An 18,317-nucleotide genomic window follows, 5' to 3' on the forward strand; every position below is an offset into this window, starting at 1 on the left:
ATCCTTCATCGGGCGGTAAGTATCGTCTGGTACCAGCGTTCCGGGGTAAAGCAAGGCACCGGAAAAGGGATGCAGCAAACCTTTGGAAGAAAGTATTTGGATAACGCCATTGCGGTCGGCATACACTTTGTATAACGAAGTGCCACTGTCGGCTATATTATATTTAATGCTATAATCCTGCAGGTAGGATGCATCGGTATGTGTAGTTTGATGATCAGCTTCCTTTTTTTGCGAACATGAAAAAAGGCAAATGGCAGGGATTAATGTAAACAATAATTGCTTTCTCATTGACATAGTCGTAAAAATGAATGAATGATATAACCCAGAGAATTATTTCCGGACTGGCGAGGGTTTTTCAAAAAGGTCAGGTGAATAACCGGTAAGAGAATAAGCGCTGGCTTTGATACTCATGCCTTGTATTAAGGCATAAGCGGATGTGGCAAAAAACAATTTTAAACTTATCTTTCCTGCTCTTATTACAGATATAAAAAATCTGCTTATGAAAAAAATAATGCTTGTCTTGTTTTTGTGCGTAGCGGCCGGGGTGATATACGCCCAGCAAACATTTCCGGTAAATGGCGTGGCCGATGAACGCAGCGGAACCTATATTTTCACCAATGCTACTATAGTAAAAGATGCACAAACCACTTTGCCAAATGCTTCACTCCTTATACAACAGGGAAAGATCATAGCAGTGGGTAATCATATTACTGTTCCCAAAGATGCCGTTGTGGTAGATTGTAATGGAAAGTATATCCTTCCTTCATTTATAGATATGTACAGCGATTATGGCATACCTGTACCCCAAAGAGCATCGCGAGCCTTTAGTTACAGCACTCCCGCTCAGTTAACTTCAAATACAAAAGGCGCATATGGCTGGAACGAGGCCATTAAAGCGGATGCAGATGCTGCCGCTTTGTTTGCTACGGATAACGATAAGGCAAAAGATTTTCGTGCTATTGGCTTTGGCGTGGCGTTAACGCATCGTAAAGATGGCATTGCCCGCGGAACGGGAACATTGGTTACCCTGGCAGATAAAAAAGAAAACCTGGTTATTATAAAAGAAAAAGCATCGGCTCATTATGCTTTTAGTAAAGGCACATCTACCCAAAGTTACCCTACCAGCTTAATGGGTGTAATTGCTTTATTACGTCAAACCTACCTTGATGCGGCCTGGTATAAAAACAATCCAACGGCAGAAGGCGTAAACCTGAGCCTGCAGGCATGGAATAACAACCAGCCATTACCACAGGTATTTGATGCCGGTGACAAATGGGCGGATTTAAGGGCAGACAGGATAGGAGATGAATTTGGTGTTCAATATATTATTAAAGGAGGTGGTAATGAATACCAGCGCATAAAGGAAATAGCGGCTACGGGGGCCGCGTATATTTTACCCGTTAACTACCCGCAGGCAATGGATGTGGAAGATCCGGATAATGCCCGCTTAGTTTCATTAAACGATTTAAAGCACTGGGAGCTGGCTCCGGTAAATACCGCCGCTTTTGAAAAAGCCGGGATCAATTTTTGTTTAACCCCCGCCGATTTAAAGGACTCTAAACAGTTTTTACCCAATATTCGTAAAGCTATTAATAACGGACTGAGTGAGCAGAAAGCATTAGAAGCTTTAACTAAAACACCGGCAATGCTCCTGGGCGTTTACGACAAAGTGGGTAGCATTGAAGCAGGTAAGCTGGCCAATTTCCTTATTACTTCGGGTCCTGTTTTTCACGAAAAAACGATAGTATACCAAAACTGGGTGCAGGGTGAAAAATATACGGTTCAGGATGTGGATTGGGAAGATATAAAAGGCGTGTATTCACTTGTATTGCATTCGGCAAAAGGGGATGTAACCTATACAATAGATGTTAAAAGTTCACGCGCGGCCAGTATCATCAATGCGGATACCCTGCAGACAAAATTTAGCTTTAACGGCAAATTAGTGAACCTGAGCTTTCCACCCGGTAAAAATTCAAAATCGCTTATACGACTGAGTGGTGTGGTGAATAACGATGATGCATGGAAAGGCAATGGCAGTGACGAAGAAGGGAATGCGTTGTTATGGTCGGCAAATTTTATTAAACCCGCAGCCGGCAAAGCAGACAGCGCACAACATAGATATGTAGCCCCTCTTGCAAAGATCACCTATCCCTTTGGCAGTTACGGATGGGATGAGCGGCCCCAGCAGCAAACAGTACTTTTTAAAAACGCTACGGTATGGACGGGAGAAGCGGAAGGAAATCTTACCAGCACAGACGTGCTGGTAAAGGATGGAAGGATTGCACAGGTTGGTAAAGATATTTCCGCCACGGATGCTACAATTATTGATGGCACCGGTAAATATCTTACTGCCGGAATTATTGATGAGCATTCGCATATTGCCACAGCTTCCATTAATGAAGGCGCACAGTCTGTTACTTCGGAAGTGCGCATAGGTGATAACCTGAACCCCGATGATATTAATATATACCGTCAGCTCGCCGGCGGGGTTACGTCTTCCCAGATTTTGCATGGATCGGCAAACACCATTGGCGGACAATCGCAGCTTATTAAACTGCGCTGGGGCGCGGATGATGAGGGATTAAAATTCAAAGGAGCCGCTCCTTTCATTAAGTTTGCGTTAGGTGAAAATGTAAAACGCACCACATCGCCTGCCAACAACCGTTTTCCCGATACCAGGATGGGTGTGGAGCAGGTGCTCATAGATGCCTTTCAGCGGGCAGTGGATTATGAGCGTGCATTGAAAAGCGCTTCTGTAAGTAAGGGGAAAAAGAAGCAGGCGGTAAATCCTTTTGCTGCCATAAGAAGAGACCTTGAGTTAGACGCGCTGGTGGAGATCATGCATCAAAAAAGATTCATTACCTGCCACTCCTATGTGCAGAGTGAAATAACCTATGCCATGCAGGTAGCCGAAAAATTTGGTTTCCGTATCAATACCTTCACGCATATACTGGAAGGGTATAAAGTAGCAGATAAGATGAAGGCGCACGGGGCAAATGTGTCAACGTTTTCCGACTGGTTTGGCTACAAGGTGGAAGTAACCGATGCCATTGCCTATAACGCGGCTATTATGCAAAAAATGGGGTTGAACGTATGCATCAATTCAGATGACGCGGAAATGGCCCGCCGCCTGAACCAGGAAGCTGCCAAAACCGTAAAGTATGGCGGCGTACCGGAAGCGGAGGCATGGAAGATGGTAACCATTAATCCTGCTAAAGCGCTGCATATTGATGATCGTACGGGAAGCATTAAAGCGGGTAAGGATGCCGACCTGGTATTATGGAGCGATAATCCATTGAGCATTTATGCCAAGCCCGAAAAAACAATGGTGGATGGTATCGTGTATTTTGATCTTGCGCATGACATACAATTACGCGGCGCTATTTCGGCTGAGCGTAACCGTATTATTCAAAAAATGGTGGGAGAAAAGAAACCGGGATCGCCGGTAGCCGCGTTTAAACCGAGTAGCTATATCACTTTAAGTTGCAGCGAAGATCACGGGCAGGATGATCATATCATCCTGCAATAGCAGCGGTTCGTTTCTTCATTTTAAAAAATCAGGTATGAAAAAAATATTTTTCCTGGCAGCCATACTTTCTCTAACGCTTAGCGTTCATTCGCAGGATGATGTATACCCCGCAAAAGCCTATAAGGGATTATTGTTTATTACTAACGGTACTGTACACATAGGAAACGGGCAGGTACTGGATAATGCCACTATAGAAGTGAAGGATGGAAAGATCGTTAGGGTGGGAACGGGTATTGCTGTACCGCAGGACGATGTAAAAGTGTTTAATGTGGCTGGAAAACAGGTATACCCCGGGCTTATTCTTCCGCAGAGTGACCTGGGACTGAAAGAAATTTCAGGTAGTGTGCGTGGCTCCAACGATTACCGGGAATTGGGCGATATCAATCCAAACATCCGGTCCATTGTTGCCTATAATACAGCTTCAACAATGATTAATGTACTCAAAGCCAATGGTATTTTACTGGCAGGCATTGTGCCGCAGGGCGGAACCATCAGCGGTTCTTCTTCGGTGGTGCAGTTAGATGCATGGAACTGGGAAGACGCCGCGTATGCAACCGGTAACGGTATGCATATTAATATGCCATCTTTTGCGGTGCCTGCGGCTGCCGCTAAACCTGAAGAAGTGATCCGGGAGGCGCTGGAAAAAACAGAAAAGATCAAAAGCTTTTTCAGGGAAGCGCGGGCCTACCTGCAGGAAGCCACACATACTTCTACCAATCTTAAGCTGGAAGCGGTAAAAGGACTTTTTGATAAAAGCCAGAAATTGTTTGTACATGCCGGACAGGTAAAGCAAATGCTGTTAGCCATTGATTTTGCAAAGGAGTTTGGGTTTAATGTAGTAATTGTGGGCGGTGAAGCAAGCTGGCAGATTGCTTCGTTGCTGAAAGAAAACAATGTAGCGGTTATATTAAACGCTGAACATCATTTGCCATCAACAGAAGATGACGACTATGACCAGCCCTTTAAAACGCCCGCCATACTCCAAAAAGCAGGGGTATTATTTGCTTTGAATGATGACGCAAGTAATGCGCGGTACCGAAACCTGGCTTTTAATGCGGGCACGGCCGCGGCTTTTGGCCTTACCAAAGAAGAAGCCCTGAGTGCCATTACCTTAAACGCTGCTAACATTTTGGGTATTGCCGCCAGAACAGGTTCCCTTGAAGCGGGAAAAGACGCTAATATTGTAATAAGTGAAGGCGATATATTAGATATGCGTACCAGCATTATAACGCATGCTTTTATACAGGGGCGGCAGGTAGATCTTGCCAGTAAACAAACACAGTTATACGAACGTTATATGGGAAAATATGGATTAAAATAAGGGCAGGATAATATAGTTGCTTTGATGAGAATACTGTTAAGTACTTTGTAAAGAAAAGTGGATTCAGCAGCCTCTGCATCCATTTTTGTATATTGCTCTATACAGGTCACCGGGAGCCGGCAGTTATTCAACCCCCTATGCGTAAAGTTAAGATCATATTATATTCTTTTTTGGCGTTGCTGGTTGCTGTATTGCTGGTTATTTTTTTCTGTAACCGGGCTATTACAAACGCGGCGGAAGGAAAATTATATTCCAATATTGAGCATATACCGTACAACAAAACAGGGCTATTACCCGGCACATCCAAATATCTTGTGGCAGGTTTTTTGAATCCGTATTATACCTACCGCATCGAGGCGGCGATCCGGTTGCTAAAGGCCGGGAAGATCACCTACATTATTATCAGTGGCGATAACAGCAGCATTTATTATAATGAGCCTGCTTTAATGCGGGCGGATTTGCTGAAAGCGGGAATTGATTCTTCCTGCATATATTCCGACTATGCCGGGTTCAGAACCTTTGATTCTATGGTTCGGCTTAAAGCCATTTTCGGGCAGGATTCCGTAACCGTAATTTCACAGCCTTTTCAAAATGAAAGAGCTATTTATATCGCTTCGCGGGAAGGTATTGCCGCCATAGGTTTTAATGCGAGAGATGTGAATGCACGCGGCGGTTTTAAAGTGCAGTTCCGCGAAAAATTAGCCAGGGTAAAAGTATTTCTTGATTATTTGCTGGGTGCGGAACCAAAATTTTTGGGAGAGAAAGTGAATATTCCCTGAGAGCGCTTATTAAATTATAAGATCATTTTATGAGGGCATATTTTATTATATTATCCCTTTTGCTGTTGATTTCCTGCCAAAGCAGGCAAACCCAGGTTGCAGGTGAAACGCTTACAGATAGTGCTGTGGTGAACCAATTGTGCTAACCGTAGCGGATTACTTTAAAAAGTTCGTGTACAATGCCGATTTTTTACATGCACCGCAAACCAGCCTGAACAAAATGATCGGGGGTGGTAATGCTCTTAATAATCTTACCACTATTTATAAAGATTGTGTTTTTACAGAGCACCATTTTTCGGGCTTCGATGAAAAATACGGTGGTATGGACTGGTGCTCGCTTCGCCTGGTATTTAAGTCGTACAACAACAATATGTATTTGGTGGCTGTGGTACACGACCAGTGGACCATTTAGCTATTACTCCACCCAGTCCGCTATAAAAACATTGGTATCCCTTGTGCCGCCATTGTTGCGATTACTGGAAAAAGCTACTTTTTTACCATTGGGAGAAAACATGGGGAAAGCATCAAACCCTTTATCGCGGCTTATTTTTTGCAGGTTGCTGCCATCGCTGTTAATGGTATACATATTAAAAGGGAAGCCTCTTTTATATTCGTGATTGGAGGCAAAAATAATGCGTTTACTATCGGGCATAAAACTGGGCGCCCAGTTGGCCTGTCCGAATGAGGTAACCTGCCGGGCATTGCTGCCGTCAGCATTAGCCACAAAAACCTCCATATTGGTGGGCGCTACCATTCCTTCGGCAAGCAGTTCCTTATACTCTTTTATTTCAGCTTCAGTCTTAGGACGGGAAGCGCGCCAGATTATTTTCTTACCATCCGGGCTGAACCATGCGCCGCCGTCATACCCTAAAGTGTGGGTAATCTTTTTTTCCTTTCCCGATTTCAAATCCATTATGTAAAGCTCCAAGTCGCCGTCTTTGTCGCTGGTATAAATCATTTTTTTACCATCGGGTGAAAGGGTGGCTTCCGCGTCATAGCCTTTCGCGCTGGTAAGCTGCTTTACGATATTTCCATCGAGGTCTGCCATAAAAATATCGTAACTGTTGTATAAAGGCCAAATGTACCTGTTGCCGTATTTTTTCCGGTCGGGTACAGGTGGACAGTCATCAGAACCCAGGTGAGTAGAGGCATAAATAATATGCCTGCCATCTTTAGTAAAGAAGGCACAGGTGGTTCTTCCTTTGCCTGTGCTTACCATTTTATATTCAAATTTTTCACCGGAGCGCTGTGGCACTTTGCCGATGAAAATCTGGTCGCAGTTCAATCCTTCTTTAGGGTTTGTGCGTTGAAATACGAGATATTTACTATCGTAGCTCCAGTATGCTTCTGCATTATCTCCGCCAAAAGTAAGTTGCTGAATATTTTTGAAATGCTTTTCTTCAGCATAATGTAGCGTATCGGTTAAGGGCTGAAAGCCAGGGGCCAACAGGCTGATTGTATCAGTAGGTTTAAAGGATGTGATCATAAACCACACCAGAGCGGGAAAAAGAGCCAGGTACTTTTTTTTCATTATGCCTGTTTTAAAAACTGCCGCAAAAGTAAGCCTGCCAGGCTAAGTATTTAATCCCCCGCAAACGCTGATCGCCTGTCCGGTTATATAGCTGCTCCAGTCGCTTGCCAGGAATAGTGCTACATCTGCAATATCTCCACCCGTTCCAAACCGGCCCAGGGGAATACTGCTTTTGTATTTATCCGCGGCATCACCATCTTTCAAATAACCGGTCATATCGGTTTCAATAAAACCAGGGGCTATGGCATTGCAGCGGATATTACGGCTGCCCATTTCTTTAGCAATGCTTTTGGTGAATCCAATAATGCCCGCCTTGCTGGCCGCATAGCTGCTTTGCCCGGCATTACCCGTAATACCAATAATAGAACTCATATTAATAATACTGCCGCTTTTTGCTTTCATCATGGGGCGAATGACCTGTTTGGTCATGTTGAAAACACTCCGGAGATTGGTATTTATTACTTCATCCCATTGATCGGGCGACATGCGAAGCAATAGATTGTCTTTTGAAATGCCGGCATTATTTACGCAAATGTCAATAGATCCAAATGCTTTAAGCACATCATTCACCAGCGTTTCACATTGTGCAAAATCGCCCGCATTACTTTGATATGCTTTTGCCTTTACGCCAAACGCCTGTAGTTTTTCCTGCAACGCGGCGGCTTTTCCGCTGCTGCTGTCGCTCACATAGGTAAAGGCAATATGCGCGCCATGTGCCGCAAGTTTAAGTGCAATGGCTTCCCCGATGCCACGGGCGGCGCCGGTTACAATAGCTACTTTGTTGTTGAGTAATTTCATGAATAATTCCGAATTATTGCTGCAAGATAACAGAAAGAATATAAAGTTGGTATGGCTCCGTTGCCATGTATTATAATTTAAAACGGAGAATTTCTTCAATAAGTGTTCGTTCATTGCTCAGCCTCGGCACTTTATGCTGTCCTCCCAGCTTGCCCTTGCTTTTCAGCCATTCATTAAACAATCCTTTGGGCATTGTGTGAAGCAGTGGCAGGTGAAGGGCTATATTTTTATAGCGTTTTGCTTCATAATCACTATTGATGCTTTGCAGGGCCTTGTCTAATGCAATGGTAAACTGATCCAGGTTATCGGGTTCTTTTTCAAATTCCACCAGCCATTCATGCGCTCCGTTCCCGTTATCGCTGAAGTAAACCGGTGCGGCTGTATAATCATTTACAATAGCGCCGGTTATTTCACATGCCATCGAAACCGCTTTATCCGTATTGTCTACAATCACTTCTTCACCAAAAGCATTGATGAAGTGCTTTAAACGCCCGGTTATTTTAATACGAAAAGGATACAGGGTCGTAAACTGTATGGTGTCGCCCAGCAAATACCGCCATAATCCGCCATTGGTACTGATCACCAGTGCGTAATTTTTTCCTGTTTCTACATTCCTCAGCCCTATGGTTTGCGGATCCTTTTTTCCATATTCCTCAATAGGCATAAATTCCATAAATACGCCATGATCTAAGTATAGCAGCATGCCTTCTTCTCCCGGCTTATCCTGCGCCGCAAAAAATCCTTCGCTGGCATTATAGCTGTCAATATAATAAATATCCTTTCCTATTATTTTCCTGAACTGCTCGCGGTAAGGGGTAAACGAAACGCCGCCATGAATGTACAGTTCCAGGGAAGGCCATACTTCGGCAATGCAGCTTTTACCCGTTATTTCCAATATTCTTTTAAACAATACGAGCGTCCATGTGGGTACGCCTGAAATGGAGGTAACATTTTCAACAATAGTGGTTTTGGCGAGTTTTTCAATCTTGCTCTCCCATTCATCCATCAGGGCAATGGCCAGTTCCGGGGTGCGGATCCACTGTCCCCACACCGGGGAGTTTTGTAACAGCACGGCACTCAGATCGCCATAGTGTACCTCCTCGTTTACCTGGTTAATGGTATGACTGCCGCCAATGACCAGCCCCTTACCCGTTAACAACTCCGAATCCGGGTTGAAATTGTAATACATGGTAAGGGTATCTTTGGCGCCTTTATAGTGGCAGTCTTCTAAGCTTTCTTTGCTGATAGGAATAAACTTACTTTTGTCGCTGGTGGTGCCGCTGCTTTTGGCAAACCAGCGGATAGGCGTATTCCACAAAATATTTTCTTCACCATCCATCATACGCTGTATATAAGGCTTCAGGTCATCATACTCATGTATGGGTACTGCCTTTTTAAAATCGCGTGTAGAAAATAAGGAAGAAAAATTGTACTTGCGGCCGAACTCCGTATACTGTGCCGAGGTAACCAGGTCCTGCAGTACCTCCCGCTGTGAAGCAATAGGATGTTGTACCCATGCTTCAATACGCCACAGGCGCATGCGGGCCAGTTGCGATATGGTTGTGCTTAATATTCCCATTGAATGTTGGCAAAATAAAGCATTTGTGATAAATGAGAAACTAATTCTTTCCTGTGATTATTCACCCGCCATTTCCCTTAAAATATTCATTATGGCAATTAGCGGTGGATTTTCGTAATTGCTCCGGGTTATGGTTTTTATATCTTTATGTAAAACAGTATAAAATATCAAAACGGATAGGCTACATTGTGCCTGTCGCAGATTTCAACTCTATTAGAAAATGAACAGCCACGAAATAGAAAGTAATGTAAAACGCATCATTGAAAATTTTTCAATAGAAAATTTCATTTATGATTTGCTTTTGGCCTATGGTATTTCCAAAACCTCCATTACCAGGTTAAAAAATGGCGACTTCAATCTTTCAAAAGTAGAAGGTGAAATACTGTACAAGAAAAAGGTATTCTTCAGGGAAGAGGACTCCAACAAGCTGCTTAGCACTATTGATGCCATTTCTAAAGAAGAGCGGATATTAAAGCATAAGCCCCGTTTTGCCCTTGTTACAGATTATAAAACATTGCTGGCAAAAGATCTGAAGCTCGGTAAGAACTTAGACATTGCTATTGAAGAATTGCCCAGGTATTTCAATTTCTTTCTACCGCTTGCAGGCAGCGAAGTGTATCATTCCACCAATGACAATGAAGCCGACCGGAATGCAGCATACAAGATGGCACAACTGTACGATCTGCTGATCAATGAAAATCACGACATATACAATTCAAAAGAAAGCGTACACAACCTGAATATTTTCCTGTCGAGACTATTGTTCTGTTTTTTCGCGGAGGATACTGAAATATTTGAAGGCGAAAGTGTTTTCACCAATAACTTGGCCCAGCATACAGCCGATAACGGAAGTGACACGCACTTATTTTTAAACCGTCTTTTTGAACGGTTGAATACTGAAAACACCAAAGGTCTATCTGCACATTTGGCTGCATTTCCCTATGTAAACGGCGGCCTGTTCAGGGATAAAATTGATTCGCCGGTTTTTACTGGAAAAGCGCGGAAAATACTGGTGGAATTGGGAGAGCTGGACTGGAAAGACATTAACCCCGATATTTTCGGCTCTATGATACAGGCGGTGGTAATACCCGAATACCGCAGCGACCTGGGGATGCACTACACCTCTGTGCCAAACATCCTGAAGCTCATCAGGCCCTTGTTTTTAGATGAGTTGTATGAGGCATTTGAAAAGTATCAAAACAATGCAGCGCAATTAAGAAAGCTGATTGCCCGCATTGCCCGTATCAAATTTTTTGACCCGGCCTGCGGCAGCGGAAATTTCTTAATTATTACCTATAAGGAACTCCGGGTATTAGAAATAAAAATCATTCAACAACTCATTTCACTGGAGAAAATACCCTTATTTACAGACGCCTTTACTACATCTATTTCGATAAGCCAGTTTTACGGTATAGAGCTGGATGACTTTGCTCATGAGATGGCAATACTCTCATTGTGGCTTGCCGAGCATCAGATGAACAAGGTGTTTGATGAACGACTTGAAGGCTATGGAAAGAGCAAACCTATATTACCGCTTAAGCAGGCAGGCAAAATAGTACAGGGTAATGCGGCTCGTATAGATTGGAAAGACGTTTGCCCTATTGATAAAAAGGATGAAGTGTATATCATAGGCAATCCACCTTATCTGGGAGCAAGAATGCAGGATGAAGAGCAAAAAAAAGATATGGCTATTGTATTCCAGGGAATTAATGGATACAACAATATGGACTATATATCCTGTTGGTTTTTCAAAGCAAAGAATTACATAGAAGGCTTTAATGCGAAAGCCGCATTTGTAACAACTAATTCTATAACACAAGGCGAGCAGGTGGCTTTATTGTGGCCGCATCTTATTTCCGATAAAATTGAAATTAATTTTGCATACCAATCTTTCAAATGGACGAACAATGCCAAAGGAAATGCGGGTGTTACGGTAATTATTCTAAGTCTTCGTAACACTTCAAATGAGCCTAAGCATTTATTTACAGGCAATGTCATGAAGGACGCTAAAAATATAAATCCCTATTTATTGGATGCCGCCAATGTTGTTATAGCCGGACGTAGCAAACCCTTATCTAATTTTCCAGAAATGAATTTCGGAAGTATGCCTAATGATAACGGCAATTTGATTTTAAATGAAGATGAAAAACAAAAGTTGATTGTCCAATTTCCAAAAGCAAAGCCAGTCATCAAGGAATTTATGGGTGGAGAAGAATTTATCAAAGGAACAAAAAGATATTGTATTTGGATTGATGAAGAAAAGTTAGAAAAAGCCAAAAGCATACAACCGATTGCGGACAGAATTGAAAATGTAAGAAAAATAAGAGAAAAAAGTAGTAGAGGTGCAACTAAAAAACTAGCAGACATGCCTTTTCGTTTTGGTGAAGTAAGGCATCAGGAAACTGATTCTATTATTATTCCCGCAACTTCATCAGAAAGACGAGATTATATTCCAATTGGATTTTTAACTTCTGATACTATTATTTCAAATTCCGCAATGGCAATTTATGACGCCCAACCCTGGCTTTTCGGTGTTATCCATTCCAGAATGCACATGGTTTGGGTACGTGTTGTTGGCGGTAAGTTAAAAACAGATTACAGGTATTCTGCCAAGCTATGTTACAACACATTTCCATTTCCAGACATCAACATTAAACAAAAAGAAAACCTGAACCTGTATGTGTTTGCCATTTTAGATGAGCGCGCCAAACATCCCGAAAAAACCATGGCACAATTGTACAATCCCGGTACAATGCCCAAAGGCTTAAAACAGGCCCACGAAGAACTGGATAGAGCCGTAGAGCAATGTTACCGCCTGCAGCCGTTTAATTCAGATACGGAAAGGCTGGAATATTTGTTTAAGCTGTACGAGGAGATGACAAAAAAGGATACCTTGTTTGCGAAGCAGAAGAAAGAGAGAAAAAAGAAGGAAATACAATGACAGAAGTTCTCAATAAATTATTGACCTTATCTGCCGAAAATGAGGTGGTAGAGTTTAAAGAGGCAAAGACCCAATATGACAAAGACAAATTGGGTCAGTATTATTCTGCCTTAAGCAACGAGGCTAACCTGAAAAATGCAGAAAATGCATGGCTGGTATTGGGTGTAAAAAATGACAGGACGATCACAGGCACTATCATCAACGATAACCAGCTGAATGAATATAAAAATGAGCTGGCACAGCATACCAGTCCACGATTATCGTTTGATAAAACAGAACGGGTAGAAAAAGACGGCAAAACAGTAATCCTTTGTGGAATACCTGCTGCGCCTCAGGGGCAGCCTGTTTCATGGAAAGGGCATTACTATGGCAGGAACGGGGAAAGCCTGGGAGCATTAAGCGACAGGGAGTTTGACATTATCCGCATGCAAAACAAAGCCTTTGACTGGTCGGCGCAAATCATTCCCATGGCTAACCTTGCCGACCTTTCAAAAGAAGCCATTGATTTTTCCCGGAAACAATACATTGAGAAAAACAAAAAAAATGAACGGGAAATCCTGCAATGGGATGATGTTACTTTCCTTAACAAAGCCAAAGTAACCATACAGGGCAAAATAACCCGTGCGGCAATTTTATTGTTGGGCAAACCGGAATCAGACCATTTCATCAGTCCGGCACAGGCTAAAATAAGCTGGATATTGCGGGATAAAGACAATATTGAAAAAGACTATGCTCATTTTGGTTGCCCATTTATACTGGCAGTAAACGAAGTGAAAGACAAAATTCGTAACCTGAAATACAGGTATATAAAAGATGATAGTCTTTTCCCTGATGAGGTTGATCAGTTTGACCCCTACATTATCCGTGAGTCCTTAAACAACTGTATTGCCCACCAGGATTATACTTTGAACGGAAAAATAAATGTGGTGGAACGGGAAGATGCTATGCTTACATTTAGCAACGCCGGTTCATTTATACCGGAATCGGTAGAGCATGTAATAAAATCAGATGCGCCTGAATCAAGGTATCGTAATCCGTTTTTAGCCAATACCATGCTCAATTTAAATATGATAGATACAACAGGCAGCGGTATAAAAAGAATGTTTGTTATTCAGCGAAAAAAATTTTTCCCTTTGCCCGATTATGATTTGAGCAAAAACAAAGTGCAGGTAACTATCGTAGGCAGGGTACTGGACATGAAATACGCCATCAAACTGGCACAAATGCCCGACCTGTCACTGGGTGAAATTATTTTGTTAGATAAAATAGTTAAAAGTAAAAGCATCACCGATGATGAAGCAAAGGGGTTAAAAGTAAAAGGGTTGATTGAGGGACGGAAACCGAATTATTTTATTTCTGCAAACGTAGCGAATGCTACTGATGAGAAAGAAAAATACATAAGAATGAGAGGTTTTAAAGACAACCACTATAAAAAAATGATACTGGACTATATTGACAGGTACGGTTCAGCATCTAAAACAAATATAGACGAACTGCTTTTAGATATTCTTCCGGCTGTTTTAGATGAAAAACAGAAGCTGAATAAAGTCAGAAATTTAATATATGCCCTCTCAAGAAAAGAGCATATTATTGAAAATCAAGGAACTATAAGATATCCTAAGTGGGTTAGAAAAGTTAAAACTTAGATGAACTTTAGTTAAACTTTAGATGAACTTAGTTAAACTTTAGATGAACTTTAGACGCAACAATATCGTAACTATTTGAATATCAATGCAAATATCGTCTAAGACAGCTTTTGTTTAGTCTTTTAGACAAGAAAAACAGATTATGCCAGATTTAGTAAGAGTAGAATACAGCCAAACCGGCAAAAGCAAAAAGACCAATGAGTACGGCATGCGTGAAATGCAGGAAAAAGCTTTCGCGGCCCGAACCGCGCAATATCTTTTGATAAAAGCCCCGCCCGCTTCGGGGAAATCGAGGGCGATGATGTTCATCGCCTTAGACAAGCTGAAGAACCAGGGCATTAAGAAAGCAATTGTTGCGGTTCCCGAAAAAGCAATCGGGGCCTCCTTTAGCTCAACCGGGTTGAAGCAATACGGTTTTTTTGCCGACTGGAATCCCAATCCAAAATATAACCTTTGTACCCCCGGTTCAGAGAAAAGCAAAATATCAGCATTTCTCGGATTTCTGGAAAGCGATGAACAGATTCTGATATGCACCCACGCTACACTTCGCTTTGCTTTTGATGGCTTAGACGAAAAAAGATTGAACAATACTGTGATTGCCATAGATGAATTTCACCACGTATCGGCAGACGGAGATAATCGTTTGGGCGAAGTAATAAAAAACATTATGGCAAACTCAAATGCCCATATTGTAGCAATGACCGGTTCGTATTTCAGAGGAGACAATGTGCCGGTGCTAGTACCCGAAGACGAAGCCAAATTTACTAAGGTTACTTACAACTATTATGAGCAGTTAAATGGGTATGAATACTTAAAATCGTTAGGAATAGGCTATCATTTTTATACGGGCAGGTACTTTAAAAAACAGCCTGACAGACCGGTGTCGGCTTTGGAAGAGATTTTAGATGAAAACAAAAAAACGATCATTCATATACCCAGCGTAAATGCTGCAGAATCATCAAGAGAGAAGTATGAAGAAGTAAACCACATTATTGATGTTTTGGGCGACTTGGATTATCAGGATGAACAAACAGGGGTGTTGTATGTAAAAAGCAAACGTTCCGGCAAAATCCTGAAAGTTGCCGATTTAGTAAACGACAACCCTAAATCGAGAGATAAAATAGCGGACTATTTGAGAACAATAAAATCGCCCGAAGATATAGACATTATTATTGCTCTGGGAATGGCAAAAGAGGGTTTTGACTGGCCTTTTTGCGAACACGCATTAACAATAGGTTACAGAGGTTCGCTGACTGAAATTATTCAGATAATAGGCAGAGCTACCAGGGACAGCTACAACAAGACACACGCACAATTCACCAACCTGATTGCCCAGCCCGATGCAGAAAACGAGGAAGTGAAAGTAGCGGTAAACAATATGCTGAAAGCCATTACGGCATCGTTACTAATGGAACAGGTATTAGCGCCCAATTTCAAATTTAAACTCAAAAGTGATGACAATGATGACGAAGAAAGTGGTGATAAAGACGAGCATACCATTAAAATAAGAGGCTTCAAGCTGCCTACCTCACAAAGAGCCAAAGATATTATTGAAACCGACCTGAACGATTTAAAAGCAAGAATTTTACAGGACGACCAGATGTTGAAAGCTATGCCGGGCAATGTAGAGCCGGAAATCATCAATACCGTGCTGATTCCGAAAATCATTCGTGAAGTTTATCCCGGTTTAAGCGAAGATGATGTGGAAGCAGTGAGGCAGCATGTAGTAGTGGATTCTGTTATAAAAAACAGTATCATAGAAATACAGGGTGATAAAAAATTTATCAGAATGGCGGGCAGCTTTGTGAATATAGACGATATACACATTGACCTGATAGACCAGGTAAATCCATTTCAAAAGGCATTTGAAATTTTATCAAAATCTGTCACTACCCAGGTGCTGAAACTGATTGATGAGCATATTCAATCCATTAAAATAGAAATGACTGAGGAAGAAGCTATTTTACTCTGGCCCAAAATAAAGGAATGGAGAGAGAAAACCGGAGAAGCCCCTGATATTCGTTCTTTTGATCCTAAGCAGCGAAGAATGGCAGAAGCTTTAATATTTTTGCGTGAGCTAAAAAGACAAAGGGCATTGAATGAGCAGTAACAAAAAAATATCGTTGGACGATATCTTTAATGATGACGATTTTGGCTTGTTAGATTCAAAAGCCAAAGTCTCAAATATCAAATCCGAGGAGGACAGGCTTGTTGATTCTTTTGAAGAAATCAATACTTTTTTTGACAAAACCGGCAGGGAACCGGATGCTTCCAGTATGTCGGAATACGGACTTTTGGCCAAGTTGAAAAATTTCAGACAGGATGAGCAGAAAAAAAGAATAGTAAAACCTTATGACAGGCACAACCTTTTAGGCGAAGTGGAAATGGAAAAGCCTTCTATTGACGATATATTGAATGATGATGGTTTTGGTTTATTAGACTCAGAAAAAGATTTATCTATTTTCAAGTATAAGCATATTCCAAAAGAGGAAGAAAGGGCTGAAGCAGATTTTGTAGCACAACGAAAACCAATGAAGGAGGAGGATTTTAGGCTCTATGAGGAAATGTTCCAAAAAGTGCATCAGGAAATAAAAGACGGGAAACGCAAAATTCTTCCTTTCAGAAATATTGAAAAAAACCTGCACATCGGCAACTTTTATTTGATTGACGGTGTGATGTTATATTTAGAATCAGCGAATTTAGGGTCAGTTCAGGTAGGTAAGGATATTCGAAAAGATGGAAGAACAACAACTGTTTTTGAAAACGGCACTTACAGCAATATGCTTTACCGTTCATTAGGTAAACAAATTTTGAAAAGTGGCAAATTAATTACGAATACTTACGAGGCAATGGAAAACGAATTTTTTATAAGCCCCAGCCTTGTAAAGGAAGAAGACATTCAAACTGGCTGGATTTATGTTTTGAAATCCAAATCAATCCATCCTGAAATATCCGTTATTAAAAACTTGTATAAAATTGGCTTTTCCTCTACTCCTATTGAAGAACGGATAAGAAATGCTAAAAACGAAGCAACCTATTTATTTGCAGATGTAATAAAAGTTGCCAGCTACGCCTGTTATAACCAGCATGCTGATAAATTAGAACAACTGCTGCACCGGTTCTTTGCTTCGGCTTGCTTAAATATTGATTTATTTAACGGAAACGGACAACGAATAACCCCCAGAGAATGGTTCCTGGTGCCGTTTGAGATCATTGAAGAGGCTATACGGCTTATCTTAAGTGAAGAAATCATCAATTATAAATATGATGCGGAAAATGGGGTAATTGTTGAAAGATAGCCAAGGTACAGATCAAATATAAATGTAAGAACACAATAAAAGCTGTTTTGCTCACTCACCAGGCTCTACCGCAGGAAACTCTCCCATCGCTTTTATGGCCTCCTCGTGCAAATAATCTTTACGTTTCAATTCAAAATTTCTTCCTAAGTAAAGGCGCCGCACCTGGTCGTCTTCGGCCAGTTCTTCGGCGGTGCCGTGTTTAAATATCTTTCCGTCAATAAGCAAATAGGCCCGGTCGCAAATAGAGAGGGTTTCATTTACATTGTGGTCGGTGATCAAAATACCGATGTTCTTGTATTTCAGCCGGGCAACTACTGCCTGTATATCTTCCACAGCTATAGGGTCAACACCGGCAAAAGGCTCATCTAATAAAATAAACTTGGGATCAACAGCAAGGGCGCGGGCAATTTCCGTTCTGCGTCTTTCTCCGCCACTGAGGGAGTCCCCGTTGTTTTTACGTACATGATGCAGGTGAAACTCATCTAACAGGTCATCCAGTTTCTTCTTTTGTTCGGCTTTGCTCAGGTTTGTTATTTCCAGTACAGCGGCAATATTATCTTCCACGCTTAGCTTGCGAAACACCGATGCTTCCTGTGGCAGGTAACCAATACCCATCTGCGCTCTTTTATACATCGGCAGTTTGGTAATATTCCTGTCTTCCAGGAACACCTCTCCCTCATCCGGCTTTATGAGGCCCACCACCATATAAAAAGTAGTGGTTTTTCCGGCGCCGTTGGGACCCAGCAAGCCTACTATTTCACCTTGCTTTACCTCTACCGACACCTGGTTTACCACCGTGCGGCTGCCATATTGTTTTACTAAATTGCTGGTATGTATGGTTATGCTCAAATTGCAGACATTTGCGGCAAAAATACAGGATAGCGGTTAATTGCT

General features: G+C 41.9%; 13 protein-coding genes. 8 read left to right on the plus strand and 5 right to left on the minus strand.

Going from position 1 to position 18,317, the window contains the following annotated elements; genetic code table 11:
• Positions 1-288 (minus strand): hypothetical protein (locus VL121_RS14525; protein WP_325406552.1); only part of this gene is annotated, 288 nt, incomplete at its 3' end.
• 211 nt (positions 289-499) lie between these two features.
• On the opposite strand from VL121_RS14525, the gene VL121_RS14530 reads away from it, so the two are divergent.
• The 4 genes from VL121_RS14530 (at position 500) to VL121_RS14545 (ending at position 6,041) form a co-directional block, all read left to right on the plus strand.
• Positions 500-3,529 carry an amidohydrolase family protein gene (locus VL121_RS14530; protein WP_325406554.1) on the plus strand — a complete coding sequence of 1,010 codons (3,030 nt, stop codon included), beginning with the start codon at positions 500-502 and terminating at the stop codon, positions 3,527-3,529.
• 34 nt (positions 3,530-3,563) lie between these two features.
• Positions 3,564-4,850, plus strand: coding sequence for an amidohydrolase family protein (locus VL121_RS14535; protein ID WP_325406556.1), 1,287 nt, complete (start codon positions 3,564-3,566; stop codon positions 4,848-4,850).
• 137 nt (positions 4,851-4,987) lie between these two features.
• Positions 4,988-5,629 carry a SanA/YdcF family protein gene (locus VL121_RS14540; protein ID WP_325406558.1) on the plus strand — a complete coding sequence of 214 codons (642 nt, stop codon included), beginning with the start codon at positions 4,988-4,990 and terminating at the stop codon, positions 5,627-5,629.
• A gap of 139 nt (positions 5,630-5,768) precedes the next feature.
• Complete coding sequence (locus VL121_RS14545) at positions 5,769-6,041, plus strand: hypothetical protein (protein WP_325406560.1); 273 nt, start codon at positions 5,769-5,771, stop codon at positions 6,039-6,041.
• Positions 6,042-6,044: 3 nt separating this feature from the next.
• Here the strand turns inward: VL121_RS14545 and VL121_RS14550 are convergent, their stop codons facing one another.
• The 3 genes from VL121_RS14550 to VL121_RS14560 form a co-directional block, all read right to left on the minus strand.
• Positions 6,045-7,160 (minus strand): TolB family protein, encoded by a 1,116-nt coding sequence (locus VL121_RS14550; RefSeq protein WP_325406562.1) that lies wholly within the window; start codon positions 7,158-7,160, stop codon positions 6,045-6,047.
• 42 nt (positions 7,161-7,202) lie between these two features.
• Positions 7,203-7,958: a 3-oxoacyl-[acyl-carrier-protein] reductase gene (fabG, locus tag VL121_RS14555; protein ID WP_325406564.1), complete on the minus strand. Its 756-nt coding sequence runs from the start codon at positions 7,956-7,958 to the stop codon at positions 7,203-7,205.
• A gap of 70 nt (positions 7,959-8,028) precedes the next feature.
• The gene (locus VL121_RS14560) at positions 8,029-9,537 is read right to left on the minus strand and encodes a GH3 auxin-responsive promoter family protein (protein WP_325406566.1); all 1,509 of its coding nucleotides are present in this window, start codon (positions 9,535-9,537) and stop codon (positions 8,029-8,031) included.
• 220 nt (positions 9,538-9,757) lie between these two features.
• Between VL121_RS14560 and VL121_RS14565 the strand changes: the two genes are divergently transcribed.
• The 4 genes from VL121_RS14565 to VL121_RS14580 all read left to right on the plus strand — a co-directional run bounded on the left by VL121_RS14565 (position 9,758) and on the right by VL121_RS14580 (position 17,423).
• Entirely contained in the window at positions 9,758-12,478 is a 2,721-nt protein-coding gene (locus VL121_RS14565) for a DNA methyltransferase (RefSeq protein ID WP_325406567.1), read from the plus strand.
• Positions 12,475-14,124, plus strand: a complete 1,650-nt coding sequence (locus VL121_RS14570; protein WP_325406569.1) for an RNA-binding domain-containing protein — start codon at positions 12,475-12,477, stop codon at positions 14,122-14,124. The genes VL121_RS14565 and VL121_RS14570 overlap by 4 nt, the downstream gene beginning before the upstream one ends.
• A 142-nt stretch (positions 14,125-14,266) precedes the next feature.
• On the plus strand, positions 14,267-16,234 hold the full coding sequence (locus VL121_RS14575) for a DEAD/DEAH box helicase (protein WP_325406572.1): 1,968 nt from the start codon (positions 14,267-14,269) through the stop codon (positions 16,232-16,234).
• Entirely contained in the window at positions 16,224-17,423 is a 1,200-nt protein-coding gene (locus VL121_RS14580) for a GIY-YIG nuclease family protein (protein ID WP_325406574.1), read from the plus strand. The genes VL121_RS14575 and VL121_RS14580 overlap by 11 nt, the downstream gene beginning before the upstream one ends.
• Positions 17,424-17,474: 51 nt before the next feature.
• On the opposite strand, the gene lptB is transcribed toward VL121_RS14580, so the two are convergent.
• Complete coding sequence (gene lptB, locus VL121_RS14585; protein WP_325406576.1) at positions 17,475-18,272, minus strand: LPS export ABC transporter ATP-binding protein; 798 nt, start codon at positions 18,270-18,272, stop codon at positions 17,475-17,477.
• Positions 18,273-18,317 lie beyond the last annotated feature (45 nt).

This window comes from Agriterribacter sp., from assembly GCF_035497235.1.
Taxonomy (GTDB): domain Bacteria; phylum Bacteroidota; class Bacteroidia; order Chitinophagales; family Chitinophagaceae; genus Agriterribacter.

Excerpts from the sequence above, each read along its gene's own strand:
- VL121_RS14570 (WP_325406569.1), top strand. The coding sequence starts at position 12,475 with ATGACAGAAGTTCTCAATAAATTATTGACCTTATCTGCCGAAAATGAG.
- fabG (WP_325406564.1), bottom strand. The coding sequence starts at position 7,958 with ATGAAATTACTCAACAACAAAGTAGCTATTGTAACCGGCGCCGCCCGT.
- VL121_RS14560 (WP_325406566.1), bottom strand. The coding sequence starts at position 9,537 with ATGGGAATATTAAGCACAACCATATCGCAACTGGCCCGCATGCGCCTG.
- VL121_RS14540 (WP_325406558.1), top strand. The coding sequence starts at position 4,988 with ATGCGTAAAGTTAAGATCATATTATATTCTTTTTTGGCGTTGCTGGTT.
- VL121_RS14535 (WP_325406556.1), top strand. The coding sequence starts at position 3,564 with ATGAAAAAAATATTTTTCCTGGCAGCCATACTTTCTCTAACGCTTAGC.
- VL121_RS14575 (WP_325406572.1), top strand. The coding sequence starts at position 14,267 with ATGCCAGATTTAGTAAGAGTAGAATACAGCCAAACCGGCAAAAGCAAA.
- VL121_RS14565 (WP_325406567.1), top strand. The coding sequence starts at position 9,758 with ATGAACAGCCACGAAATAGAAAGTAATGTAAAACGCATCATTGAAAAT.
- VL121_RS14550 (WP_325406562.1), bottom strand. The coding sequence starts at position 7,160 with ATGAAAAAAAAGTACCTGGCTCTTTTTCCCGCTCTGGTGTGGTTTATG.
- VL121_RS14530 (WP_325406554.1), top strand. The coding sequence starts at position 500 with ATGAAAAAAATAATGCTTGTCTTGTTTTTGTGCGTAGCGGCCGGGGTG.
- VL121_RS14580 (WP_325406574.1), top strand. The coding sequence starts at position 16,224 with ATGAGCAGTAACAAAAAAATATCGTTGGACGATATCTTTAATGATGAC.